The organism is Paraburkholderia sp. (assembly GCF_049581445.1).
In the GTDB taxonomy this organism is placed as follows: domain Bacteria; phylum Pseudomonadota; class Gammaproteobacteria; order Burkholderiales; family Burkholderiaceae; genus Paraburkholderia.
In genome coordinates this window covers 1-25195 of record NZ_JBAURZ010000162.1, presented here as the reverse complement: position 1 = coordinate 25195, position 25195 = coordinate 1, and the positions used below count along the sequence as shown (strand labels likewise).

The following is a 25195-nucleotide window of genomic DNA, read 5'->3' as shown; positions in this document are numbered from 1 at the left end:
CCGCCTACGAGCCCGAGGCCGCGCGCTGGCGCGCGGCGGCGCTCGCGGGACTGGCGCTGCTGATCGTGCAGATTGCGCTAGGCGGCTGGGTCAGCACTAACTACGCGGTGCTTGCCTGTACCGACTTCCCCACCTGCAACGGCCAATGGATCCCGCCGATGAACTTCGCGCAGGGCTTCCACCTGTGGCGAGCGCTCGGCATGACCGGCGATGGCGAAATGATCACCCAGGACGCGCTGGTTGCGATCCACTGGACCCACCGGACCTTCGCGATCTTCGTGGTCGCCTATCTGCTCTGGTTCGCACTGAAGGTGCGCCGCTTCGAATCACTGCGCCGTCCCGCTGATGGCGTATTGCTGGTGGTGGCGATCCAGTTCATCACCGGCTTGTCGAACATTGTCCTGCAATGGCCGTTGTCCATTGCAGTCGCCCATAACGGCGGGGCCGCGATCCTGCTGCTCCTGCTCGTTATGCTAAACTTTCGAATCGCTTATAGCCGTCCCGGCCGCGCCGCGTTGCCAGCGCGCGGGGCCGCGCCAGCGTGACCCTCATGGACAGCACAACTCTTTCCCAGACCCCGGGTAGCCGGATCTCCCAATACATCGCGCTCACCAAGCCGCGTGTCACGCAGCTTGCCGTGTTTTGCGCGGTCATCGGTATGTTTCTCTCCACGCCCGGTATGGTGCCGTGGACGGTCCTGATCGGCGGCACGATTGGCATCTGGCTGCTGGCTGGCGCCGCGTTTGCCATCAATTGCCTCGTCGAGCAGAAGATCGACGCGAAGATGCGGCGCACCTCGTGGCGTCCGTCCGCGCGCGGCGAAATCACCAGTACCCAGATCCTGCTGTTCTCCGCGGTCCTCGGCGGCCTTGGCGTGTGGACGCTCTGTACGTTCGCCAATGCGTTGACCATGTGGCTCACCCTCGCCACCTTCGTCGGCTATGCAGTGATCTATACCCTGCTGCTCAAGCCCGCTACGCCGCAGAACATTGTGATCGGCGGCGCGTCGGGCGCGATGCCGCCGGCCCTCGGCTGGGCGGCGGTGACCGGTCATGTGCCGGGCGATGCGTGGATTCTGGTCCTCATCATCTTCGTGTGGACGCCACCGCATTTCTGGGCGCTTGCACTCTATCGCCGCAAAGACTACGAAAACGCCGGCCTGCCGATGCTGCCAAACACGCACGGCGAGCAATACACGCGACTGCATATTTTCCTGTACACCGTGATCCTGTTCGCGGTCTCGATGATGCCGTTCATCTCTGGCATGAGCGGGGTCGTGTACCTGGCCGCGGCGGTGCTGCTCGGCGCCGTTTTTCTCGGCTATGCGTGGAAGATCTATCGCGAGTATTCCGACGCGCTAGCCCGCAAGACTTTCCGATACTCGATCATTTATCTGTCGCTGCTGTTCGCCGCGCTGTTGATCGATCACTATGCACGTGTCCTGATCGGCGCGTAATCCCATGCTCAACAACCGGCTAGCGCGCGCCGCGCGCGTCGCCCTGATGGCCTGTGCGCTCGGCGCGGCGGTATTGGCTGCAGGCTGTGGCAAGCAGGCACCCTCGTTCCAGAATCTCGATATCACCGGCAATACGCAGTTCGGTAGCGACTTTGCGCTGCCCGATACCAGCGGCAAGATGCGCACGCTCGCCGATTACAAGGGCAAGGTGGTGGTGCTGTTCTTCGGCTATACACATTGCCCAGACGTGTGTCCAACGACGATGGCTGAACTGTCCCAGGCGCTTCAGCAACTTGGGCCGAAGGACGCCAAGCGCGTGCAGGTGTTGTTCGTGACGGTCGATCCCGAGCGCGACACCGCCGCATTGATGGCGCAGTATGTGCCCGCCTTCAATCCCGCGTTTGTCGGCTTGCGTCCTGCGGATCAGGCGCAACTCACCAAGGTGACCAAGGATTTTCGCGTCTACTACGCGAAGGTGCCGGGCAAGACGCCCGACAGCTATACGATGGATCACACGGCCGCCAGTTACGTCTTCGATCCCGACGGCAAGCTGCGCCTTTTTGCCCGCGATGGCCAAGGGGCGGCACCGTGGGTGCATGACATCAAGCTGCTGCTTGATTGAGCGTTAAGCTCCGCGCGAGCACGCAGCGGGTACCGGGTAATCTCAACCGTCGCCACGGCCCTGGCTAGAGCGCCACCTCAGCACGCCCCGCCTCAAGTTGTCCCTTTCCCTTGCCGTTATAGCAAAAGCAATCGTTTGCGCGCAGATCACGTGCGTCGGACACGGCAATAAAAACCACACGAAAGAGACCAACACAATGAGCAGGATGAGTTTGAACCGCAAGCTGTGGATGTCGCTCGCGCTGGTATGGCTCGGGTTGCTGGGCGTTGGCCTGTGGAGCGCGGTTCAGACGCGCGGCACGATGCTCGACGAGCGCAAAGCCGGTATGGTGAACCTCGTGGATGCGGCGCAAGGGGTGGTGAACGACTATTACGCCCAGTCACAGGCCGGCAAGATGAGTGCCGCGGACGCTCAGCGCGAAGCGCTCGCCCGTCTTGCCGCCATGCGTTACGGCGAGTCCGGCTATCTGTTCGTGATGGATTCAAAGCCGGTCGTGCTGATGCATCCCACCTTGCCGCAAATGATCGGCAAGCCGGTCGGCGATTTCAGGGATCCAGACGGCAAATTGCTTTACGCGGCGATTGTCGACACCGCCAAGGCCACCGGCCAGGGGTTCGTGCAATACCGTGGACGCCTGCCGCACAGCGAAACCACGGCACAGAAAGTCAGCTACGTCGTCCACTTCGCACCGTGGGACTGGAACATCGTCAGCGGTGTGTTCGTCAAGGACATCGACACTGCTTACTACGAGACCCTGCTCGGTCATTTGCTGGTCGTCGGCGTGGTTGGCGTGCTGATCTCGCTGGCGATGATCGTGATCATCCGCAACGTGCGCTCGAGTCTCGGCGGTGAGCCGGAACATGCAGCCAGTCTCGCGGCCAGTATCGCGAAGGGCGACCTGACGCACGTCGTCGAAGTCCGCGCCGACGATTCGTCCAGCATGATGGCAGCGATGCGAGCGATGCAAGACCGCCTGCAGCGCACGCTTGGGGAAATTCGCCGTTCCTCGGACTCGATCGCTTCAGCAACGCAGCAGATTGCTGCAGGCAACGGCGATCTGTCGCAACGGACTGAACAGCAAGCCGCCTCCCTGCAGGAAACTGCCGCGAGCATGGAGCAGCTCACCGCGACCGTGAAGCAGAACGCCGACAACGCCCGCCAGGCAAGTGGCCTTGCGCACACCGCATCGGATATCGCGACCAAAGGCAACGACGTCGTCAGCCGCGTGATCGGCACGATGGGCGAGATCAATGAAAGCTCGCGGCAGATAGGCGACATCATTGGTGTGATCGAGGGAATCGCGTTTCAGACCAACATCCTCGCGCTGAATGCGGCGGTCGAAGCCGCGCGCGCCGGTGAACAGGGCCGTGGCTTCGCCGTGGTTGCGGGCGAGGTGCGCAGCCTCGCGCAACGCTCGGCAACGGCGGCCAAGGAGATCAAGCAACTGATCGGCGCTTCAGTGGAGCGGGTCCACAACGGCTCGACGCTGGTCGAGCAGGCCGGCTCGACGATGGGCGAGATCGTGCAGGCGGTGCAACGCGTGACCGACATCATGGGTGAGATCGCCGCCGCTTCCGAAGAACAAAGCAGCGGCATTGCCCAAGTGGGCCTTGCAGTGACGCAGATGGATGAGGTGACCCAGCAGAATGCGGCACTGGTCGAGCAGGCTGCCGCCTCAGCGGCTTCGTTGCAGGATCAGGCGGCGCGTCTGCGCGAGACGGTGAATGTGTTCCGGATCGGTTCTCATGAACCTGCGGATGAAGCGGCCGGGGCGCGGGCAGTGCAACCGCTCAAACCGGCGCGACCGACGGCCGCTGCCTCAGCGCCGACAGCCAAGGTGGCCGCAAAGCCATCCAGCAACTCCGGAAGCAGCGCAGCACCTAAAATTGTGGCCGCGCGCCCGAGAGCAACCGCTGCTTCAACCGCGTCTGCGGCGCGTCAGCCCGTTCCGACGACCAAAGCCTCGGACGATGATTGGACTGCGTTTTGATGCACGGCTACGGAAGGTATACCGATATGAGATGGTGATATTTCACTTCTCGCTGTGGGTATGAGACCATTTGCGGTCCAGTTGACGGTGCGTGCAACGCGCCGTCAACTTTTCACCCGAATCTGACATCGATCAGAAAAAGCGAGATTTACATGCAGCGCAGAAACATCCTGAAAGCCCTCTCCGCAGTTGCCGCCAGCGCGGTCCTCGTCACCAGCTTCGGCGCACACGCCGACGACAAGGTCATCAAACTTGGCACGATCAGCGGCCCCGACGCGCAAATCTGGGCGGTCGCCCAGAAAGTGGCGCAGCGTAACGGCCTGAACGTGAAGATCGTCGAATTCAACGACTACGTGCAGCCGAACGCCGCGCTCGACGCCGGCGATCTCGACGCCAACAGCTTTCAGCATCAGCCCTATCTCGACAGCCAGGTGAAGCAACGCGGCTACAAGATCATCAGCGTGGGTCTCACCTATATCTCGCCGCTCGGCATCTACTCGAAGAAATTCAAGTCGCTCAAGGATCTGCCGCAGGGCGCGAAGGTCGCCGTGCCGAACGATCCGTCCAATGAAAACCGTGCGTTACTGCTGTTGCAGGCGCAAGGTGTCATCAAGTTGAAAGCGGGTGCGGGCACGAACGGCAATAGCGCGACGCCGCTCGACGTTGCTGAGAACCCGAAGAAAGTGAAGCTGATCGAACTGGACGCTGCGCAATTGCCGCGCTCGCTGTCCGATGTCGACGCGGCCGCGATCAACACCAACTACGCGCTCGCCGGTGGCTTGCAACCTACTAAAGACGCGATTGCGCTCGAAGACATCCATAGCCCGTACGCGAATGTGATCGCGGTGCGCGCTCAGGACAAGGACAAGCCCTGGGTGAAGAAGCTGGTCGCCGCGTACCAGTCGGAAGACGTGCGCCAGTTCATCAAGACGCAGTTCAAGGGCTCGGTGGTGCCGTCGTTCTAAGTGAACGGTTAGCCGCGTCACTGTCGAGTGAGGCCTAAACGCGAAGCGCCAAGGGATCCCTTGGCGCTTTTTTTATTGCTGCCGCTTAATGGCGTGAATCCACACGCTACAGGTCCCGCTCCCAGCGTTCGATGGTCAGATCGTGGCCGAAGCGGACTTCGGGTGCGGCCCCGGCGCAGACAAAACCGGCGCGCTGGCAGAGGCGCCGCGACTGTTCGAGCGTCGTCGCGGTCGACAGCGTGAGCTTCGTATATCCTGCCCGCCTCGCAAAGCGCACACACTCATCGACGAGTTGCGTGCCGATGCCCAGCCGCCGCATGTCGGGCTCGATATAGAGCAGCCTGATCCGCGCAACCGTGGTGGATACGCCAATCAGCAAAGCCGAACCGACGATCGTGCCGTCCTGCTCAGCCACCCAGCACGTTTCGCGCAACGGATCGTGATGTTGGGTGAAATCGGCGATCACGCGTGCGAGGAGCCCTTCGAACGATTGGTCCCAGTCGTGCTCGCAGGCAAATAGCAACGCCTGACGATGCACGAGCCAGCCATATTCCCCGGGGCGCGGCGCTCGCAGCGTGATGATGCCGTGCTGTGGCTGGTCGCTGAGCAGGCGCTCGACCACCCTCATTGCCCCAATCAACTCTTCCTGGGAACTGGATTGAAGCCGCTCGAGCACAGCCAGCACTTCGGCGACGGCCGCGGCGTCAAGCGGCTCATACGCTGCATGGCCCTGTTCGGTCAGCGCGATGAGCGACAGGCGCGCGTCGGTCTCGGATGGGCGGCGCGTGATCAGCGCGCGGCGCTCGAAGCTGGTTAGCAGGCGGCTCAGATATCCGCTGTCCAGCCCCAGATTGCGCGCGAGCGCGGACGCGGTTTGAGCTTGGCCTCGGGTCAGCTCGTGCAGCACCCGGACTTCGGTTAGCGAATACGGGCTCTTTTGCAGACGCTCGTGCAGCGCACCGATGTGCTGGGTGTAGAAGCGGTTGAAGTGACGAACGGCCTCAGCCCGCCGAATCGCTGTGGAATCGGTCAACGGTTGCTCTCAGGAATATTGTGGGTTTAATAACCGGTATTGTTGAATGCCATCGTATATAAAAATTGCCGATCTCGCCCGCAAGATGCATTCGTCATATTGGTATGACAAAGGTACTGCGGACACCAAAGCAGCTACGTGCGCTAGCGAACCAGTGGTCCGCTTAAGAGCTTGAAATGGTCGCGAATACGGGTAAATACCGAGGATCGAAAGCCGCTACAACATCCCCGAATTTTGGCCGAAACTCCTTACTTATCAACGCTTTGTAAGCCCCCAGCCCAGCATGAGACCAATCAGTTGACTGGTATTATGTTGGTTATATAATGGGCTCTCATTTCGTTGCCCCAGTGCTCTTCTTTTGATCCACTTTTGAGCCCATGGAAACACGCTGGTCCGCCTTGATGCCTGACGCTCGCAACGTCACGCCCCTATACCTCCAACTCGCGCGTAACCTGGCCACCGCCATTCACTGCGGCGTCTGGTCGGCGGGCGAAGCGCTGCCGTCTGAACGCACGCTGTCGGACGCGATTGGCGTGTCGCGCATTACAGCGCGTAAGGCGATCGAACTGCTGGTGGAGCAAGGCCTGATCCGGCGTGCCCGCGGAGCAGGCAGTTTCATTACGCCGCGCGTGGAAGATCCGCTGTCACGGCTCACCGGCTTCACGAAGAAGATGCAGCAGCGGGGTTTTCGTCCTGATTCGGTGTGGCTGGAACGTGGCATCCGCGTAGCGAATCGCGACGAACTGGTTCATCTCGGTTTGTCGCCCGGTGCAGCGGTGGCGAGTCTGCGTCGCTTGCGGCGTGCGGACGGTATCGTGATGGCCGTCGAACACTCCGCGTTGCCGGCGGCGATCGTGCCGGACCCACAGGCGATCGGCGTCTCGCTGTACAGCTATCTTGAGCAGCGCGGTATGGCAGTGGTGCGCGCGCTGCAGCATTTTCGGGCCGTCAACGCCACTAGCGAGATCGCTGGGTTGATGGATATCGAACCACGTTCTGCGCTGCTGGTGATCACGCGCATCGGCTATAGCGCCGACCAGCGCGCGATCGAATTGACGGACACCTTCTGCCGGGACGATTACTACGATTTTGTCGCTGAACTGCGTCAGTAATGACGCCGTTTTCACGCCACGCTGAACGGCGTGAATCAGTTACGTATCGCACTACGTATTACCAGAGAGACTCATGCTGACCGGAAACATACTCACCACCGATGGGTGGATTTACGGCACGCTCGAATACGAAAACGGCCGCATCACCGCGCTCACAGGCGAGCGTGCCGATCCGTCGACCAACGAGGCGCCCTACATCCTGCCGGGCTTCATTGATCTGCACGTGCATGGTGGCGGCGGTTCCGACGTCATGGAAGCGGGCGACGCCATTGAAACCATCACGCGCACGCATGCCCGCTTCGGCACCACGAGTCTGCTGGCCACCACCATGACCGCGCCGCGCGACGAGTTGATGAACGTCGTGGCGAATCTGGGTGACGTCGCGCGAGTCCGCACGCCTGGCGGCGCGCGAGTGCTCGGCGTGCACCTCGAAGGTCCGTATATCAACCCGGGCAAGCTCGGCGCCCAGCCGGATGCGGCGGTCTCCGCCGTGCTCGACGAGGTGCTGAAGTACCTGTCGATCGCACCGATTCGCGTGGTCACCATTGCGCCGGAAATCTCCGGCCACATGGACATCATCTCGGAGATTGCGGCGCGTGGTGTGCGCGTGCAACTGGGCCACTCGCTCGGCACGTACGACGACGCGGTTGCCGCGCTCAAGCACGGCGCCTGCGGCTTTACGCACCTGTTCAATGCGATGTCGCCGCTGCATCATCGCAACCCTGGCATGGTCGGCGCGGCGCTCGCTCACGCTGAATTTGCGGAGATCATTCCTGATCTGCTGCACGTCCACCCGGGTGCGATTCGCGCCGCGATGCGCGCGATTCCGCGTTTGTATGTGGTGACCGACAGCACCTCGGCCACCGGCATGCCGGACGGCGAATACCGCCTCGGCAGCCAGCATGTCACGAAGTGTCTCGGCGGCGTGCGTCTTGCCGACGGCACGCTCGCCGGCAGCACCCTGACGATGGATCAGGCGCTGCGCAATCTCGTCTCGCTTGGCCTGCCCATGGCCGATGTTTCAAATCGTCTGTCGCGCTACGCCGCTGACTATCTCGGCATCGAAGACCGCGGCCGTCTCGCGCGCGGCGCGTGGGCCGATGTCGTCGTGTTCGATCGTGAACTGGCGTTGACCGCGACTTACGTCGAAGGAGAATCAATTGTCGAATATGCTTAATGAAGCGTTGGCGTCCGCTGAGGTGGTCGCCGCGCAACTCACCGATACGTCCGCCGTTCAGGCACTAGCTCAAAAGCTCGCCGACCAGCCGCGTCATGTCGCGCTGACGGTGGCGCGCGGTAGTTCGGACCACGCAGCAAGTTACTTTGCCAGCTTGACGATGAGCCGCATCGGCGTGCCGGTCGCTTCGTTGCCGATGTCCGTGGCAACGTTGCAGCAGGCGCCGCTGAAGGTGCGTGATCAGCTCGCGCTGGCGTTCTCGCAATCGGGCAAGAGCCCGGATCTGGTGGGAACGATGAGCGCGCTGCGCGATGCGGGTGCGCTGACCGTGGCGGCAGTCAACGCGCCGCAGTCGCCGCTCACTGATGCCTGCGAATGGCATCTGCCGCTTGTGGCGGGTCCTGAACTGAGCGTCGCGGCTACCAAAAGCTACATTGCGATGCTGTCGATTGGCGCGCAACTGGTCGCGCACTGGCAGCGCGACGACGCGTTGCTCGGCGCATTGTCCAGCCTGCCTGACGCGCTGCAAAAAGCCGGTGCGCTCGACTGGTCGAAGGCGGTTGAAGAACTGCGTGGCATTGAGCGCATGATCGTGATCGGCCGCGGCCTGGGTCTCGCCATCGCACAGGAAGCAGCGTTGAAGCTGAAGGAAACCTCCGGCATCCAGGCTGAAGCGTTTTCGAGCGCGGAAGTGCGTCATGGTCCGATGGAACTGATCGACCGCGATTACCCGTTGCTCGTTTTCGCCCCGCGTGGCCCGGAACAGGCTGGCCTGATCCAGCTAGCGCGCGATATGCAGGCGCGCGGCGCCCGCGTGCTGCTCGCCGCGCCCGACGACGTATCTGAAGCAACGCTGCCGCTCGTCACGACGGCCCATGCAGCGCTCGATCCGATCGCCGCCATTCTTTCCTTCTATGTGATGGCTGACGGTCTTGCTGCCGCACGCGGACGCAATCCGGACGCGCCGCGCCATCTGAACAAAGTCACAGAAACTCACTGATCGAGAATGCAAATGCGACGTGTTGAGGAGTCCCGCTTGATGAGCCATTCCCAAAGCCAGATTGTTTTGCTCGCACCTATGACCGGGCCGGTCGTGCTGCTCGCGAACGTGCCCGACCCTGTGTTTTCGGGCGGCATGTTTGGCGACGGCATTGGTGTGGATCCGCTGGTCGGTAAACTGGTCGCGCCGTGCGACGGGGTTATCACGCATCTGGCGCGCACCGGTCATGCGTTGACTATTGCGACGGCTGAAGGCGCCGAGATTCTGCTGCACATCGGTATCGATACGGTCGAACTGAACGGCCGAGGCTTTACACCGAAAGTCGCACAGGGCGCACAAGTGAAAACGGGCGACCTGCTGATCGAATTCGATCAGGATCTGGTGGCTTGCAACGCGCCGAGTCTGGTATCGGTGATTGCGATTGCCAACTCGGATGCGTTCGAAATCGTCGAACGTGCTGAAGGCGGCATGCTGAAGACTGGCGAAACGCAACTGCTGGTGTTGCGCCCCCGCGCTGGTGCTGCCGCAGAAGCGTCGCGTCATGCAACCAACGTTACGGAAGAAGCGCGTCAGACGGTCACGCTCGCTCACGCGGGCGGTCTGCATGCGCGGCCGGCGGCGCGCGCCCGTGAGTCCGTGCGCGGTCTCGATGCGCGTGTGGAAGTGCGTTTCGAAGGACGCAAGGCGCCAATCGAAAGCGTGGTTGGACTGCTTGGCCTCGGTGCGGGTCAGGGCGCGACCGTCGAAATTCTTGGCGTGGGTGCGCAGGCTGCGGCGGCGGTCGACGCTGTTGCTCGCGAGTTGCTGCGCGAAGCCCATGGTGAAGTTGAAGAGAAGCCGGCGCGGCAGACGTCGCCGGCTCCGCAACCGGTCGCGCAAGCCGCTGGTATGACACTCGCGCCGAATACGCTGGCGGGCGTGTGCGCCGCGCCTGGCGTCGCCGTGGGCAAGCTGGTGCGCTGGGATGATGCAGATATCGAACCGCCGGAAACGGCAAGCGGCACGTCGGCGGCAGAAAGCCGTTTGCTCGACCGCGCGCTGGCCGAAGTCGACGCTGAACTGAACAAGACGGTGCATGATGCGTCGCAACGCGGGGCGCATGGCGAGGCGGGTATCTTCGCGGTGCACCGTGTATTGCTGGAAGATCCGACGCTACTCGATGCGGCGCGCGATCTGATCAGCCTTGGCAAGAGCGCCGGTTTTGCCTGGCGCGAGTCAATTCGCGCACAAATCGCTGTCCTGACGAAAGTCGACGATGCGTTGCTGGCTGAACGCGCGGCCGATCTGCGCGATCTGGAAAAGCGCGTGCTGCGCACGCTCGGTTATTCGAACGCAGCGTCGCGCACGTTGCCGGATGAAGCGGTACTGGTGGCAAACGAGTTCACGCCGTCCGATCTGTCGTCGCTCGACCGTACGCGTGTCACTGCACTCTTGATGGCACGCGGCGGCGCCACTTCCCACGCGGCGATTCTCGCGCGCCAAGGCGGTATTCCGGCGCTGGTCGCGGTGGGCGATGCGTTGCTCGCGATCCCCGAAGGCACTCAACTGGTGGTCGATGCGACCGCAGGGCGAATCGAATTTGCCCCGACCGAACTGGACGTCGAACGCGCCCGTCACGAACGCACGCGCCTGGCCGATGTGCGCGAGGCGAATCGCCGTACGTCGCAAAAGGCTGCGTCGACCTCAGATGGCCGCGCGATCGAAGTGGCTGCCAACATCGCGACGCTTGAAGACGCGAAGACCGCTGTCGAGAACGGCGCCGATGCAGTCGGCCTGCTGCGCACTGAGTTGCTGTTCATCCACCGCGCTTCGGCGCCGACCGTCGATGAGCATCGTCAAAGCTACCAGTCGATCGTCGAGGCACTGAGTGGCCGTACCGCGATCATCCGCACGCTGGATGTCGGCGCTGACAAGGAAGTGGATTACCTGACGCTGCCGCCGGAGCCGAACCCCGCGCTCGGCCTGCGCGGCATCCGCCTCGCGCAGGTGCGTCCGGATCTGCTCGATGACCAGTTGCGTGGTCTGCTGGCGGTGCAGCCGCTGGGCGCGGTGCGCATCCTGCTGCCGATGGTGACGGACGTGGCTGAACTCATCAACTTGCGCAAGCGCATCGATGAATTTTCCCGTGAACTGGGCCGCACTGAGCCGATTGAAGTGGGCGTGATGATCGAAGTGCCGTCGGCTGCGTTGCTGGCCGATCAACTTGCAAAGCACGCGGACTTTCTGTCGATCGGCACCAACGATCTGACCCAGTACACGCTCGCCATGGACCGCTGCCAGGCCGACCTCGCTGCGCAGGCGGATGGCCTGCACCCAGCAGTGCTTCGTCTGGTCGCGGCCACCGTGCAGGGCGCCAGCAAGCACGGCAAATGGGTGGGCGTATGTGGCGCGCTGGCGGGTGATCCGCTGGCGGTGCCGCTACTCGTCGGCCTTGGCGTCACCGAACTCTCGGTGGACCCCGTCTCCGTGCCGGGCATCAAGGCCCGTGTGCGTAACCTCGATTATCAACTGTGCCGTCAACGCGCCCAGGACACCTTGGCGCTCGAATCGGCGCAGGCGGTAAGAGCAGTAAGTCGCGAAACCTGGCCTCTGGACTGAACGCTACGCAGTCTACGGGATTTCGCTTAATAACCACGTAAAGCAACGACTCGACCACGAGACAAAGGATTGGAGATATCAATGGATGGAAACCCGTTTTTGAAGGTGCAACGCCTTGGCCGCGCGCTTATGCTGCCGATCGCGGTGCTACCGGTCGCAGGGCTTCTGCTGCGACTAGGCCAGCCCGATGTGTTCAACATCAAGATGATCGCCGATGCAGGCGGCGCGATTTTCGACAACCTGCCGCTGCTGTTTGCAATCGGTATTGCGGTCGGCTTTGCGAAGGACAACAACGGCGTTGCGGCGCTGGCGGGTGCGATCGGTTACCTGGTCGAAATCGCGGTGATGAAGGACATCAACGACAAGCTCAATATGGGCGTGTTGTCGGGGATCGTGGCCGGTATCGTGGCCGGGATGCTGTACAACAAGTACAAGGACATCAAGCTACCTGAGTACCTCGCGTTCTTCGGAGGGAAACGCTTCGTGCCGATTGCCACGGGGGTGACCTGTCTCGCGATCGGTATTGTGCTCGGCTACGTGTGGCAACCGGTGCAATCGGCGATCGATATGGCCGGCCACTGGCTGACCACCGCCGGCGCGATTGGCGCATTCGTATTCGGGGTGTTGAACCGCTTGCTGCTGGTCACGGGTCTGCATCACATCCTGAATTCGCTGACATGGTTTGTGTTCGGCAGCTTCACGCCGCCGGGCGGCGGTGCTGCGGTAACGGGCGATCTGCACCGCTTCTTCGCGGGCGACCCGACCGCAGGAACATTCATGACGGGCTTCTTCCCGGTCATGATGTTCGGTCTGCCAGCAGCGTGTCTGGCAATGTTCCACGAGGCACCGAAGGAACGCCGTGCGATGGTAGGCGGCCTGCTGTTCTCGATGGCGCTGACCTCGTTCCTGACGGGCGTGACTGAGCCGATCGAATTCAGCTTCATGTTCCTCGCACCAGCGCTGTATGCGATCCACGCCGTGCTGACCGGGATCTCGCTTGCCGTTTGCTCGGCGCTGGGGATTCATCTCGGCTTCACGTTTTCGGCTGGCGCGATCGACTATGTGCTGAACTATGGTCTGTCGACGAAGGGCTGGTTGGCGCTGGTGGTCGGTGCCGTGTATGCGGTCGTGTACTACGGTCTGTTCCGCTTCTTTATCCGCAAGTTCAACATGGCAACACCGGGTCGCGAACCCGCTGCTGCTGAAGAACAGGTCGAGTCGTTCGATAAGGGTGGCTTTGTTTCACCGGCTGCTGCGGCGAGCGTGCCGCGTGCCGTGCGTTATATCGCGGCTCTGGGCGGCGCGTCGAATCTGTCCATCGTTGATGCCTGCACGACGCGTCTGCGTCTGTCGGTGGTGGATCCCAACAAGGTGTCGGAAACGGAGTTGAAGACGATCGGTGCGCGTGGCGTGCTCAAGCGCGGTGCAACCAGCGTGCAGGTGATCATCGGACCGGAGGCGGATATCATCGCTGATGAAATCCGTACTACGATCGCTCAAGGCGTTGGCGTTGCTGTCGCACCTGCTGCGGCAGCAACTGCGGTCGCTGCGGCACCGGCCGCAGCGGTTGGCGGTGGGCAATCGGGCCCGCTTGATCCTGATCCGGCTCGCTGGATTGCTGTTTTCGGCGGCGCCACGAACATCGTTTCGCTGGATGCGGTGGCTTCGACGCGCCTGCGCGTCGTGGTGACCGATCCTGCAGCGGTGGATCGTCAGCGTCTCGCGGCGCTTGATGTGGCTTGGGTGTCTGCGGATACGTTCCACATCGTTGTGGGTGATGCGGCTCAGCGTTATGCGCAGGTGTTGTCGGCACGGTTGCCGGCAGCGGGCGCGGCGGGTGGCGTGGCACCGCAACCGGCTTGAAAACGGTTAAGTACACGGAAGTGGGTGACTGGTTCCGTGGCTGACTGACGTGGTGTAAAAAAGAACGGCGCATTTCGGGCGCCGTCGAAGCCTGAAGGGATGTTGGACGACGTGTTGCGCTTTATGGCGTGCGCATGTCCTTCAGGCTGCGAGTGACTTACTCCCAAGGCCCGCTCGCATGCGGGCTATTTCTTCTTCGATGCGGTCCTTGGTTGCTAGGCACGCATCTCCATTTCCACAATTCGACATCGCGGCCTGACGCGCCGAGGTCGGCCGTCGCGCCCAGTGCGACGTGCGAATCGCGCACTGATCCACATATACATTTCTGTCAGGTCGTGCGGCAGCAAGCGGCTATGTAGATTGGTGAAACAGCAATGGAATAAGATTTTTCGGAATACTCGGATTTTATCGCCTTTCAGTCTCCTTAAGAATGGTTACGCCTATCTGGGCGAAACCAACAATAGAGGAGCGAAATGAAAGAGTGGAATTTACCGGGTATCCCCGCCGGAATGATGCGCCGCTTGCTAGTCGCCTTCACATTGCTGCTGACCGCTTGCGGAGCAAACGCGGAAAGCGGCGACGGCATCTGTGCGGGATTCTACGTGAAGTCGGGTGCTATACAGGGAACCTCGACCTGCTACGCCACCGCGTGGGGCAACACCCCGATCAATCTGAGCAACCACTACTGCGTCAACGAACCGACGAGAATAAAAAGATGGTGCGGAACGCCGCCAGACAGTCCGCCAGAAAAAACTTGTCCAGTTGCTGACCCGATTCACGCGGGCTCTGGCTCAACCACTCTTAGCGAAACGGATTTCGCCAGTGGGGATGACGTGCCGATGTTCTTTAAACGCATTTATAGAGCTAGGCCACTTGCGAGACCAGATGCCGGTTTCGGCTCATTGTGGTTTCATGACTGGCAGCGGCAGTTGAACGTTTCTAATGCCAACACCGGAGTTCCACAGGTCGTCGCTTACCGTGAAAATGGAGACCCGGTCACATTCAACAAACTGAATGGTACATGGCGCGTGGCGGGGGGCGAACCGCTAACGCTAGTGCAGGGGGCATCTTCGTGGACGCTTACCGATTTGCTCAGCAACCTTGCTGAATCATATTCCCCCACAGGATCGCTGCTTTCTGTCAGCGCCCATGACGGTGTAGTAACGACACTCACCTATAGCGATTCAAATACGGCCCGTGACATCGCCCCGTCTCCAGGATTGTTGATTTCGATAAATCGGCACGCTGCCAATACCAACCCGCACGTCGATCTCACGATCAGCCTAAGCTACGATTCGCAATGGCGAATCACTCGGATGGTCGATCCCACCGGTGGCGTCACGCGGTATGGCTACGACACCAATGACAACCTGATTTCCCTAATATGGCCGGACGAGAGTGAACGGAGATATGTCTATGACGATCCCCGCTTCACGGGTGCCTTGACCGGCGTGATCGACGAAATGGGCTCGCGGATCACAACGTGGGCTTATGACTCCAGCGGTCGCGCGACCGCAGTTTCCCATCCCGATACCAACCGCAACGTGCAGATGGCGTACGGCGTTGACTCGACGACCATCAGCAATAGCGCGCGAACTACGACGCTAAATTTCTCTTCAATTGCCGGACAGAGGCAGCCGGTCAGCACTAGCGCTGGTTCGGCGAAAACATGGGATGCTGCTGGGAACCTGCTCGCCAGTAAGGCTGCTAACGGCAGCGCGACGGAATACGCGTACGACGATGTTGGCCGCCCAGCGACAGTCATTCAGCGGGGTTCATTTGGAACAGCCAAAATTTCGATCCGGTATACCGATGCTGCGACCATGCGTCCGTCGATGGTCGCATCGGCAGGATGGATGCGCGCTTATGCTTACGACGGAAACGGCAACTTAACCGGGCTGAGCGAAGGGCCAACAGATGACGCGACCGGTGCGAATGGTTTTGACGCGCATCTAGCTGGTCAGTTGCATACGGTGGGGATGGTGTACGACGACTCCAACCAGGTTAATTTCGTTCAACAGAAGGATGGCGGCGTTCTAACTGGTGAATGGGGTGTAACGCAAGACGGGACCGGTAATCTCCGCTCGATCATTAACCGACTGGGAGGCAATTCGTATTTGGTTAGCGCTCGCGACAAAGCGCACAGGGCGATTTTGATCCAAGGGCCCGGATTTCTGGTTAGCGCTGTGTACGATCCGAGAGGGCGACTAAGTACCTTCTGGTACAACGAAAGCGCTAGTCCGTCCAACGGCAATGTCACGCGATTGTTAAAGGTGACGTACAACTATTCACCGGACGGCAGGATAACCTCCCGAGTTGGGACGGTCTCCACAAACCTGGGCGCGGACGCGGCCATTGGCAGTGATGAGATTGATCAATGGTTAGATAACTTCGAAAACAGGATTACCCCGGCTGGGCCGCCGGTCAATCTTGCGGGCTGGGTGACGGCGTTGAAGTTTTTGCAGGAACCGGGTCTTGAGCCTGTGTGCGTTGAATGCTGGGTTCCACCTGTCCGGTGGAGCATCACGGGGATCGAGCTTATCAAGCCGTATTTCGTGAAAGACACGAAAAGCTGCGACGCCGAGCCATCACTAGTCCAGACTCTCATTGAGAGCAAGATTGCAAGGCAAATGAAAAAACGAGGGTGGCCGGAAAAGGATGTCGAGAACACAATCGAAAATCCTTCCCGGACGACGAAAACGCGCGACATGAGGAACCTTGAGGACGGCAGCGGCCGGCGCGACGAGCCCGCAACCGCATATGTGCGTGACGACGGCTCGTACGTCGTACGCAACGACGTCGATGGCACAGTCGTTCAGGTATCGGACCGGAATAATCCGAACTGGTAAAATCCATTTTGAGTGAGCAGAGATGACAAAGGAAGGCGAACTCTACGCAAAGTTCCTCGAACGTGCTGAGGTGCAACCTAGTGGTGAAATATTTCTGACCGGTGGCGCTGCACAGCAGTTCGTCATGGTCTGCCAGAGTGCCGGAATGGCCGTGCTCGGAATCGAGGGTGTTCGTATTGATTCGGATGGCGTAGCGCCATATTTGGACGTCATCGCAGACTATTCCCCGCGGACGCTTGTTCCATGGGAGGCGTATCAGGAGCGATGCAATCGGTTCGCTCACGACTTTCTTCGCAACGCGATTGATGAAAAGGGTGTGGGCATCTATTTTTGTTTCGAAACCTTGGGGCCGGATGAGTACGTCGAGTGTCTGAGGAAGCTCACTTCCGGTACATAGAAGTGCCGGGAAAAGAGGCGCAACGGATTGCGCCCGATGACTGCTAACCACCCCACGTCTTTATCGACGTGGGGTTTTGTTTGTGCAGCGGGCGTGCACACCAGCTTAGGATTCAGGCTTCTTCACAGCGTGATGGAGCGAATGGCTGGCGAGACGTAATTGTTGGGCGGGGTCCTAGGGAAGCGCGGACGAACGCACGCGCTTGCAACCCCAATCAATCCATCTTCTGTTTCACCACCTGCGCCGACCGTTGCGACTCAAGCCACATCACATTGATGATGCCAAACGCAAGCGCCGCGCCAATGCCAAGAATCCAGCTGAAGTACCACATCATCTGCTCCTGCCAATCAGGCTTCAATCAGGTTCAAGTGACGTCCACGAGGTTCAACGCGCCACGCCTCAATACATCGTATGGTGATGCTCTTCCATCGCGACGGCGGTGACTTTGCCGCGCATCACGCGATATACCCAGCTCGTGTAGATCAGCACGATAGGCAAGAAGATGATCACCGCCCCCAGCATGATCTCCAGCGTCATCTGGCTCGAAGTCGAATCCCAGACCGTCAGACTGCTACGCCCATCGAGCGACGACGGCATGATGAACGGGAACATCGAAAAGCCCGCGGTGAGAATCACACCGACGATCATCAGCCCCGTGGCGATAAAGGCGCTCTTTTCAAAGCGTGAACTGGCAAGCACCAGCGCCACCAGACCGCCGACCACGCCGATTACAGGCGCCGCGATCATCCATGGGTAAGTGGAGTAGTTGGTGAGCCACAAGCCTGGTGCACCGATCACGCTTTTCAGCAGCGGATTGGCGACAGTGTCGAGCGGTGCGGCATCGACAATCTGATAACCGCCGATCAACGTAGCGATCAGCGCACCGGCGGCCAGGAACAGCGCCACGGCCGCGAGCGATGCGAAGCGCAGCGCCGTCGACGCGCGCTGGGCGATCACACCATCCGTCTTCATTTTGACGAAGGCAGCGCCGTGTGCGACAAGCATCGACACACTGACGAGCCCGCACAACACCGCGAACGGATTCAGGAGTTCGAAGAAACTGCCGTGATAGGTCACGCGTAAGTCCGTGTCGAATGAGAACGGCACACCTTGCAGCAGATTGCCGAACGCGACGCCGAACACCAGCGCCGGTACGAAGCCACCGATGAACAAGGCCCAGTCCCAGGCACTGCGCCAGCGCGGGTCATCGCGCTTGCCGCGATAGTCGAAGCCCACCGGCCGGAAGAACAGCGCGAACAGCACCAGCAGCATGGCGAAGTAAAAGCCCGAGAACGACGCTGCGTAGACGAGCGGCCAGGCCGCGAACATCGCACCGCCGGCGGTGACGAGCCAGACCTGGTTGCCTTCCCACGTTGCGCCGACCGTATTGATCACAATGCGTCGTTCCGCGTCGTTTTTGCCGATAAACGGCAGCAGAATAGCGGTGCCCATATCGAACCCATCGGTGAGCGAAAAGCCGATTAGCAGGATGCCGATCAATACCCACCAGATCAGTTTGAGGGTTGCGTAATCCATGATGATTTTCCCCTTGGTTCACCTGATGCAGCGTGGTGGCGGATCACGCAGCCGTGTTGCTAGCCAGCGGTGACGCGCCCGATTTTTCCTCGTGGTAGTAGCGTCCTGTATGCAATGACGATGGGCCGAGGCGCGCGTACTTGAACATCAGCGTGATTTCAATCACGAACAGCGCCGTGTAGAACACCACGAATCCGCCGATGCTCAGATACAGATCGGTTGGCGTCAGGCTCGAGGCGGACAGCGCGGTGGGCAGGATGCCGGCAATGGTCCATGGCTGGCGACCCACCTCAGCGACAATCCAGCCGAACTCGGCCGCGAGCCACGGAAGGGGAATGGCCCATACCGCCCAACGCAGAAACCAGCGGCGCTTGTCGAGCAGCAAGGTACGCTGCGCGCAAAACCAGAACGCCACCACAAAGGTGGCAAGGAATAGCAGGCCAAGACCCACCATCAACCGGAAGGAGAAGAACACCGGCGCGACGGGCGGAATGGTCTTCTTCGCAGCCTGAGTGATCTGGTCCGGCGTCGCATCGGTCACGTTGGCCGTGAATTGTTTGAGCATCAGGCCGTAGCCAAGATCTTCCTTATGCGCGTCGAAGGTGGCCTTGGCTTCGTCGGTGGCGTCGCCCTGCTTGATCTGCTGCAACGCACCGTACGCGAGCATGCCGCTCTTGATGCGCGTTTCGTTGTGGGCGATCAGATCCTTTAGCCCCAGCACGCGTTCATCGATTGAGCGCGTTGCAATGATGCCGAGGGCGTATGGAACACGGATGGCATAGTCAGTGCGTTCCTCCTGCTGATTCGGAATGCCAATGATCGTGAACGGTGCCGGCGCGGGCGCGGTATCCCATTCGGATTCGATGGCGGCGAGTTTCACCTGCTGGACTTCGCCCGTGGTATAGCCCGACTCGTCGCCGAGCACGATCACGCAGACGGTTGATGCGAGACCGAAGCCCGCGGCAATCGCGAACGAGCGCAACGCGAATTCAGTATCGCGGCGCTTGAGCAGATACCACGACGACACACCCAGCACGAACATGGACGCCGTCACATAGCCGGCCGAAACGGTATGGACGAACTTCACCTGGGCAACCGGATTAAAGATTACCGCGAAGAGGCTCGACAGTTCCATGCGCATCGTCTCGTAGTTGAACTCGGCGCCGACCGGATTGTTCATCCATCCGTTGGCCACCAGAATCCACAATGCGGACAAGTTCGAGCCAAGCGCAACGAGGAAGGTCACCATTAAATGCTGCACTCTGGAAAGACGGTTCCAGCCGAAGAAAAACAGGCCAACGAAAGTCGATTCAAGGAAGAACGCCATCAATCCTTCGACGGCGAGTGGTACGCCAAAGATGTCGCCTACGTAGTGCGAGTAGTAGGACCAGTTAGTGCCGAACTGGAACTCGAGTGTGAGGCCGGTCGTCACGCCCATGGCAAAGTTGATGCCGAACAGCTTGCCCCAGAACTGGGTCATGTCCTTGTAGATCTGCTTGCCGGTCATCACGTAGACGGACTCCATGATGACAAGCAGCCATGTCATGCCAAGCGTAAGTGGTACGAACAGAAAGTGATAAAGCGCCGTTACGGCAAACTGCAGGCGCGACAGATCGACGACATCGCTAACGGGCATGTTGATCACCTTGAGACGAATGCGATACAGGCACTGAGAGCAGTGCTTGCGCGACGAGTGCAGGCGGCATGGACATGTTGTCCGCCTGAGGATGATTGAAGAGGGTGTACTTGAGCACCATCAGCAGTGCAAATTTGATGACGAGGACGATGGCGATATCTCTGCCGAACGTCGGGCCGCGTACCCAGCCAGCCAGTCGCGCGCGCAAGGCGGGACGCGGAGGGTTCCTGTCATGCAGCGTTATGGTCATGATCGGTCGATGGACGACTTCACGCCGGGGTTGCCGGCCGGGATCAGGCAACCTGCGTCGCCTGGCCAGTAGTACATAACGAATACTAGGATAGGGGCTGGCAGTGGAGGCGTTCGCGACTGTGGCAATGGGTCGCGCATGCGTGCCGTCGATCCCAGTATTGCAATCTAAATTGCTCTACGTCAAGGAAACGGGGCGCGAATCTGAAGGACGAAGACAAAAAAGCCCTGCCGTCTTAAGAGGGCAGGGCTTCTTTAAGACAAAGACCGGGCTGGCCGGTATGTCTTACGCGTACTCGTTCAATGCGCCGCGCATCTTCTTCATGGCGCTTGCCTCGATCTGGCGAATCCGCTCGGCCGATACGCCGAATTCATCAGCCAGGTCGTGCAGCGTCGAACCACCGGAACCGTCATCTTCGACGTGCAGCCAACGTGCTTCGATGATACGGCGGCTACGCGCGTCCAATGCTTCGAGCGCGCTGGCGATGCCGTCGCTTTGCAGCTTGTCGCGTTGACGTGCCGCCAGAACCGCCGTCGGTTCGCTGTGCGAGTCGGCGAGGTAGGCGATCGGCGCGAACGCTTCTTCACCGTCCTCGACCTGGCCTTCCAGTGCGATGTCGCCACCGGACAGGCGCGTTTCCATCTCGGCCACTTCTTCGCGCTTGACGTTCAGTTCCTTCGCGAGACCTTCGATCTCTTCGGGCGTGAACGCCTGCAAGCCCTGCTTGTGACTACGCAGATTGAAGAACAGCTTGCGCTGCGCTTTGGTCGTGGCGACCTTCACCATGCGCCAGTTGCGCAGGATGTATTCATGGATCTCCGCTTTGATCCAGTGCATGGCGTACGACACGAGACGTACGTTCTGCTCCGGGTCGAAGCGCTTGACGGCCTTCATCAGGCCGATGTTGCCTTCCTGGATCAGGTCGGCATGCGGCAGGCCATAGCCCAGATAGTTACGGGCGATTGACACCACCAACCGTAGGTGCGACAGCACCAGGCGGCGAGCAGAGCCCAAATTGTCTTGATCGCGGAATTCGGTGGCGAACTGGCGCTCTTCCTGCGGCGTCAGCATCGGGATCCGGTTTACGGCCTGGATGTAGGCGTCAATATTGCCCAGTTGACCGGGCAGCAGCGAAGCGTGCGAGAGCGTCAGTGCACCTGCCGAACCGGCCTTAGCCGACGACGGGCTCAGAGTACTCGGAAGGGTCATTGCATTGCTCACGTAGGAAACTCCTTTGGAATCAGGCAAAAGCTTAGTCAGAAATCGACTCCAGCGTGGATGTTAGCACTCTGAATTAGTGAGTGCTAATACTTAGAGTATGTGGGGGTATCCTGGTTCCCGGCTACCTATTGAAATTTAGCTTTCAATAGCATGATACGCCTTTCGGGGAGGTGTCGTGGAGCGTCGGGATCGCTGCCGAGTGAGAGGCCTGGTGGTTAAAAATGCATCGCTTTTGACATTTTGTCCAAGGACTAGCGCACTTTATGGATTGCAGTGCGATTTTCCACTTTGCCTGCTGGTCGTATAAAGGGGCGAATCGACGGGAAACTGGGAGCGGCGCCCGGTTTAGAGCGCATTCTCAGTCCTGGGAAACTGTCGGGCCGGGACCGAGTGGGACGTTTCTCAGCGCCTCGACGGCATCCGGTTGGGACCTTTTTCGACCGGCATCGAACGGCGGTATCAAAGAGCCGAATCCTGGTATAAATTTCAGCCAGCTATCTATGCAACATAACTCTGACGACCGTGGCCTCTGTCGGGCCGTCGACGCAAAGGGGCTGAGCAATGCCGGCAAAAGTGATCGAAGCGATTCGTGGACTGGAGCGTGACCGCTTCCGCGCGATGGTCGACGGCAATGGGCCGTTGCTCGACGAACTGCTCTCCGAAAGCGTGAGCTATGTCCATACGAACGGCAAACGGGAAACAAAGCAGCAGTTCATTGACGGCATCACTGGCGGGCGTCGCCGTTACCGCCAAATTGAAATCCAGTCGCAGGACGTGCTGCCGGTCGGCCGCGAAACCTGTGTGGTTACTGGGCGGGCGCTGATCGAGATGGAGGCCAATAACGGCGCATTGCTTTTCCCGATTGCCTACACCGCCATCCATGCGCAGGAGGGCGGGCAGTGGCGGCTGGTTGCGTGGCAGGCGACGCGTTGTGCGATCGAGTAGGGCTGGATGGGCCAGGTTCGTTTGAACCTCGTCGCCGGGCCGCCTCGTGAGCGGCCTTTCTACGCAGGCGGCATGTTGCGCCGCCCTTGCTCAAGTTGTCGCCTGCCGTTGCAAGCCGTTGAACTGCGCTGTTGCTACTGTTGTTGCTTCATGTTGCTGCCGCGTCGTCGCCCTGTTGCTGCCTTGTGATTACCCGTAGGGCCGTCAGGCCGCCGCTCTGCGGTCCGTTTCCTGCCACCCGGCGCGATTGACTGAACTGACGACAGCATCAACGACCGCTGCCGCCGCATCTTCACTGACCCCGACTCCGTAGCGAACACCTTGCTCGCCCACGCGGCAGCCCACGAACACGGCCGTGCGCCCGTCTACCGCGCATACGAATTCTACGGACGCGATCTCGACCGCAATCCCTGCCGCCGCGGACACGGCGCGCGCGGTCTGCTGAGCGTGCCGCTCGCATTGACCCTGCTGATCGTTCGGGGCGTGCTGCGCTGACTTGACCGCAACCACATTCACATCGCGGTTTTGCCAGCGCACCGTCGAGGCATTGACTCGGCGCGCGGGGCCCCTGGTTTCAAAGTATTCACGGGCGAACAACGCGCAGATGGCCTCACCGGTCATTTCTGCGCCGCTGCGATCCGCCACGTCTTGCACCGCGTGGCTGAATTCGATCTGCACACGACGCGGCGGCGTGAAGCCCATGCCGCGCTCGAGCAGGTAGGTCGAGCCGCCCTTGCCAGACTGGCTGTTCACGCGGATGACAGCGTCGTAGCTGCGGCCTACGTCAGCCGGGTCGATTGGCAGATACGGCACGTCCCACATGGCATCCTCCGCCTGCTGCGCGAAGCCCTTGCGGATCGCATCCTGATGCGACCCGGAAAACGCCGTGTAGACCAGGTCGCCCACATACGGATGACGCGGGTGAACCGGAAGCTGGTTGCAGCGTTCGACCACGCGGCGCACGGCGTCGATATCGGAGAAATCGAGGCCCGGATCGATGCCTTGCGAGTAGAGATTCATCGCCAGCGTGACGAGGTCGACGTTGCCGGTGCGCTCGCCATTGCCGAACAGGCAGCCTTCGACGCGGTCGGCGCCCGCCAGCAAGGCGAGTTCGGCGGCCGCGACCGCGGTGCCCCGGTCGTTATGCGTATGCACCGACAGCACGATGCTGTCACGGTAGCCGAGATTGCGGTCCATCCATTCGATCTGGTCAGCGTACACGTTGGGCATCGCCGCTTCGACCGTAGCGGGCAGGTTGACGATCATCTTGTGATCACGCGTCGGGCGCCAGACCTGTGCAACGGCGTCGCACACTTCGCGGGCAAAGGGCAGTTCGGTCGTGCTGAAGGTTTCGGGCGAGTACTGGAGGGTCCAGTGGGTCTGAGGGCGTTCCTGCGCGTATTGCTTGATGAGGCGCGTGCCTTCCACCGCGAGCGCCTTTACTTCGTCCTTCGACTGGTTGAACACGATCTTGCGGAACGAAGGCGACACGGCGTTGTACAGATGCACGATGGCGCGCGGCACGCCCTCGAGCGCGTCGAAGGTGCGGGCTATCAGTTCCTCGCGCGCTTGCACGATCACTTCGATCGTCACGTCGTCCGGAATGCGTTTTTCGTCGATCAGCTTGCGCACGAAATCGAAGTCGGTCTGCGAGGCCGACGGAAAGCCGACTTCGATTTCCTTGAAACCGATCGCGACCAGCATCTCGAAGAATTCGAGCTTCTGCGCGATGTTCATCGGCTCGCTCAGCGACTGGTTGCCGTCGCGCAGATCGGTGCTCATCCAGACCGGCGCCTGCTGGATGGTGCGGCTGGGCCATTTTCGGCCGGTCAAACGGACGGCGGGGAAGGGACGGTATTTTTCAGCGGGGTTGCGCAACATGGTGAGCCTCGTTCGTTTCGTCGTATGCAAAGGGGTGTGGCGTCGGGCGGCTGGCGGGCTGCCACAGGTGCACGGCCCGCCAGCCGGTCGCTAGCGGGAAGGAAGAACGGGCGTGTGTCAGGAACGTCATGGCGATGATGACGCCGGGAACGAACGTGGATGATGCCCATGCAACGTGCATTTGACCCTCGCGATTCGTCCGAACGGTAAACGGACGAATACAGACGACTTACAGGTTGTAAAAGGAACTACGGTTGGGGTGAAACAGGAACTGCGGGACTGCTTTGAGGACCGCTTGCAAACCGCGTGGGGCGGTCGACGTGCGGCGCTACGCCTGGCTTACGCTAGACGTAGCGATAGGGGCCGCGCTAGGCGGCCGAAGGTAATTCGGAGGGTGTTCGGAAGGGAACGCATGGGTCGAATGTATGCGAGCGGGCGGGGGCGTGTCAACCGCCAATCTGTTTGCGCTGACGTTGTGAGGCGCCTTTCCGGGCTGGAGGAGCGCCTCGCGAGGCCCGTCACACCGGCGTTCTGGCGATATTCACGATAACCTCGATCTGCCGCTCGATTGCCCCCGGCACCGGCGCTTCGCCGCGCAGCACGGCGTCGATCCATGCGGCGGTGGTAGCGGCGTCGCGCGCTTCCGGCAGGTCGACTTCGGGCG

The 25195-nt window shown here is 60.7% G+C and carries 21 protein-coding genes and 1 pseudogene; 14 read left to right on the top strand and 8 right to left on the bottom strand.

The window, feature by feature from the left end:
• The 5 genes from WCA85_RS14950 to WCA85_RS14930 all read left to right on the top strand — a co-directional run.
• The coding region (locus WCA85_RS14950) for a COX15/CtaA family protein (protein WP_424065105.1) at positions 1-545 on the top strand (545 nt) is incomplete at its 5' end.
• A 5-nt stretch (positions 546-550) separates the two neighbouring features.
• Positions 551-1456 carry a heme o synthase gene (cyoE, locus tag WCA85_RS14945; protein ID WP_424065104.1) on the top strand — a complete coding sequence of 302 codons (906 nt, stop codon included), beginning with the start codon at positions 551-553 and terminating at the stop codon, positions 1454-1456.
• A 4-nt stretch (positions 1457-1460) separates the two neighbouring features.
• The gene (locus WCA85_RS14940; RefSeq protein ID WP_424065102.1) at positions 1461-2078 is read left to right on the top strand and encodes an SCO family protein; all 618 of its coding nucleotides are present in this window, start codon (positions 1461-1463) and stop codon (positions 2076-2078) included.
• A gap of 196 nt (positions 2079-2274) precedes the next feature.
• Complete coding sequence (locus tag WCA85_RS14935) at positions 2275-4068, top strand: methyl-accepting chemotaxis protein (protein ID WP_424065100.1); 1794 nt, start codon at positions 2275-2277, stop codon at positions 4066-4068.
• A gap of 152 nt (positions 4069-4220) precedes the next feature.
• Entirely contained in the window at positions 4221-5033 is an 813-nt protein-coding gene (locus WCA85_RS14930) for a MetQ/NlpA family ABC transporter substrate-binding protein (protein ID WP_424065098.1), read from the top strand.
• Between the two features lie 106 nt (positions 5034-5139).
• Here the strand turns inward: WCA85_RS14930 and WCA85_RS14925 are convergent, their stop codons facing one another.
• Entirely contained in the window at positions 5140-6066 is a 927-nt protein-coding gene (locus WCA85_RS14925; RefSeq protein ID WP_424065096.1) for a bifunctional helix-turn-helix transcriptional regulator/GNAT family N-acetyltransferase, read from the bottom strand.
• Between the two features lie 377 nt (positions 6067-6443).
• On the opposite strand from WCA85_RS14925, the gene WCA85_RS14920 reads away from it, so the two are divergent.
• From WCA85_RS14920 to WCA85_RS14890, 7 genes are all read left to right on the top strand, one after another.
• Positions 6444-7178: a GntR family transcriptional regulator gene (locus WCA85_RS14920; RefSeq protein ID WP_424065095.1), complete on the top strand. Its 735-nt coding sequence runs from the start codon at positions 6444-6446 to the stop codon at positions 7176-7178.
• A gap of 73 nt (positions 7179-7251) precedes the next feature.
• Entirely contained in the window at positions 7252-8355 is a 1104-nt protein-coding gene (nagA, locus tag WCA85_RS14915; protein ID WP_424065093.1) for an N-acetylglucosamine-6-phosphate deacetylase, read from the top strand.
• Complete coding sequence (locus tag WCA85_RS14910; RefSeq protein WP_424065107.1) at positions 8348-9355, top strand: SIS domain-containing protein; 1008 nt, start codon at positions 8348-8350, stop codon at positions 9353-9355. Before nagA ends, WCA85_RS14910 begins: the two co-directional genes overlap by 8 nt.
• 12 nt (positions 9356-9367) lie before the next feature.
• Complete coding sequence (ptsP, locus tag WCA85_RS14905; protein ID WP_424065092.1) at positions 9368-11953, top strand: phosphoenolpyruvate--protein phosphotransferase; 2586 nt, start codon at positions 9368-9370, stop codon at positions 11951-11953.
• Positions 11954-12034: 81 nt separating this feature from the next.
• Positions 12035-13816: an N-acetylglucosamine-specific PTS transporter subunit IIBC gene (gene nagE / locus WCA85_RS14900; protein ID WP_424065091.1), complete on the top strand. Its 1782-nt coding sequence runs from the start codon at positions 12035-12037 to the stop codon at positions 13814-13816.
• A 473-nt stretch (positions 13817-14289) separates the two neighbouring features.
• Positions 14290-16665, top strand: coding sequence for a colicin E5-related ribonuclease (locus tag WCA85_RS14895; protein WP_424065090.1), 2376 nt, complete (start codon positions 14290-14292; stop codon positions 16663-16665).
• A 22-nt stretch (positions 16666-16687) separates the two neighbouring features.
• Positions 16688-17062 carry a hypothetical protein gene (locus WCA85_RS14890; RefSeq protein ID WP_424065088.1) on the top strand — a complete coding sequence of 125 codons (375 nt, stop codon included), beginning with the start codon at positions 16688-16690 and terminating at the stop codon, positions 17060-17062.
• A 214-nt stretch (positions 17063-17276) separates the two neighbouring features.
• Here WCA85_RS14890 and cydX read toward each other — a convergent pair whose 3' ends face one another.
• From cydX to rpoH, 5 genes are all read right to left on the bottom strand, one after another.
• Positions 17277-17393: a cytochrome bd-I oxidase subunit CydX gene (gene cydX / locus WCA85_RS14885; RefSeq protein WP_424065086.1), complete on the bottom strand. Its 117-nt coding sequence runs from the start codon at positions 17391-17393 to the stop codon at positions 17277-17279.
• 68 nt (positions 17394-17461) lie between these two features.
• Complete coding sequence (cydB, locus tag WCA85_RS14880) at positions 17462-18598, bottom strand: cytochrome d ubiquinol oxidase subunit II (RefSeq protein WP_424065084.1); 1137 nt, start codon at positions 18596-18598, stop codon at positions 17462-17464.
• A 43-nt stretch (positions 18599-18641) separates the two neighbouring features.
• Positions 18642-20234, bottom strand: a complete 1593-nt coding sequence (locus WCA85_RS14875; RefSeq protein ID WP_424065082.1) for a cytochrome ubiquinol oxidase subunit I — start codon at positions 20232-20234, stop codon at positions 18642-18644.
• On the bottom strand, positions 20224-20484 hold the full coding sequence (cydP, locus tag WCA85_RS14870; RefSeq protein WP_424065080.1) for a cytochrome oxidase putative small subunit CydP: 261 nt from the start codon (positions 20482-20484) through the stop codon (positions 20224-20226). Before cydP ends, WCA85_RS14875 begins: the two co-directional genes overlap by 11 nt.
• A 285-nt stretch (positions 20485-20769) precedes the next feature.
• Entirely contained in the window at positions 20770-21705 is a 936-nt protein-coding gene (gene rpoH, locus WCA85_RS14865) for an RNA polymerase sigma factor RpoH (RefSeq protein WP_424065079.1), read from the bottom strand.
• A gap of 263 nt (positions 21706-21968) precedes the next feature.
• Here rpoH and WCA85_RS14860 point away from each other — a divergent pair, with 263 nt between their 5' ends.
• Positions 21969-22310, top strand: coding sequence for an acyloxyacyl hydrolase (locus tag WCA85_RS14860; protein WP_424065077.1), 342 nt, complete (start codon positions 21969-21971; stop codon positions 22308-22310).
• Positions 22267-22650 (top strand): nuclear transport factor 2 family protein, encoded by a 384-nt coding sequence (locus tag WCA85_RS14855; RefSeq protein ID WP_424065075.1) that lies wholly within the window; start codon positions 22267-22269, stop codon positions 22648-22650. Before WCA85_RS14860 ends, WCA85_RS14855 begins: the two co-directional genes overlap by 44 nt.
• Positions 22651-22854: 204 nt before the next feature.
• Here the strand turns inward: WCA85_RS14855 and leuA are convergent, their stop codons facing one another.
• Together leuA and WCA85_RS14845 are read right to left on the bottom strand one after the other, a co-directional pair.
• The gene (gene leuA / locus WCA85_RS14850; RefSeq protein ID WP_424065073.1) at positions 22855-24531 is read right to left on the bottom strand and encodes a 2-isopropylmalate synthase; all 1677 of its coding nucleotides are present in this window, start codon (positions 24529-24531) and stop codon (positions 22855-22857) included.
• A 518-nt stretch (positions 24532-25049) separates the two neighbouring features.
• Positions 25050-25195: pseudogene (locus WCA85_RS14845) on the bottom strand (DNA-binding protein YbiB); the annotation flags it as partial.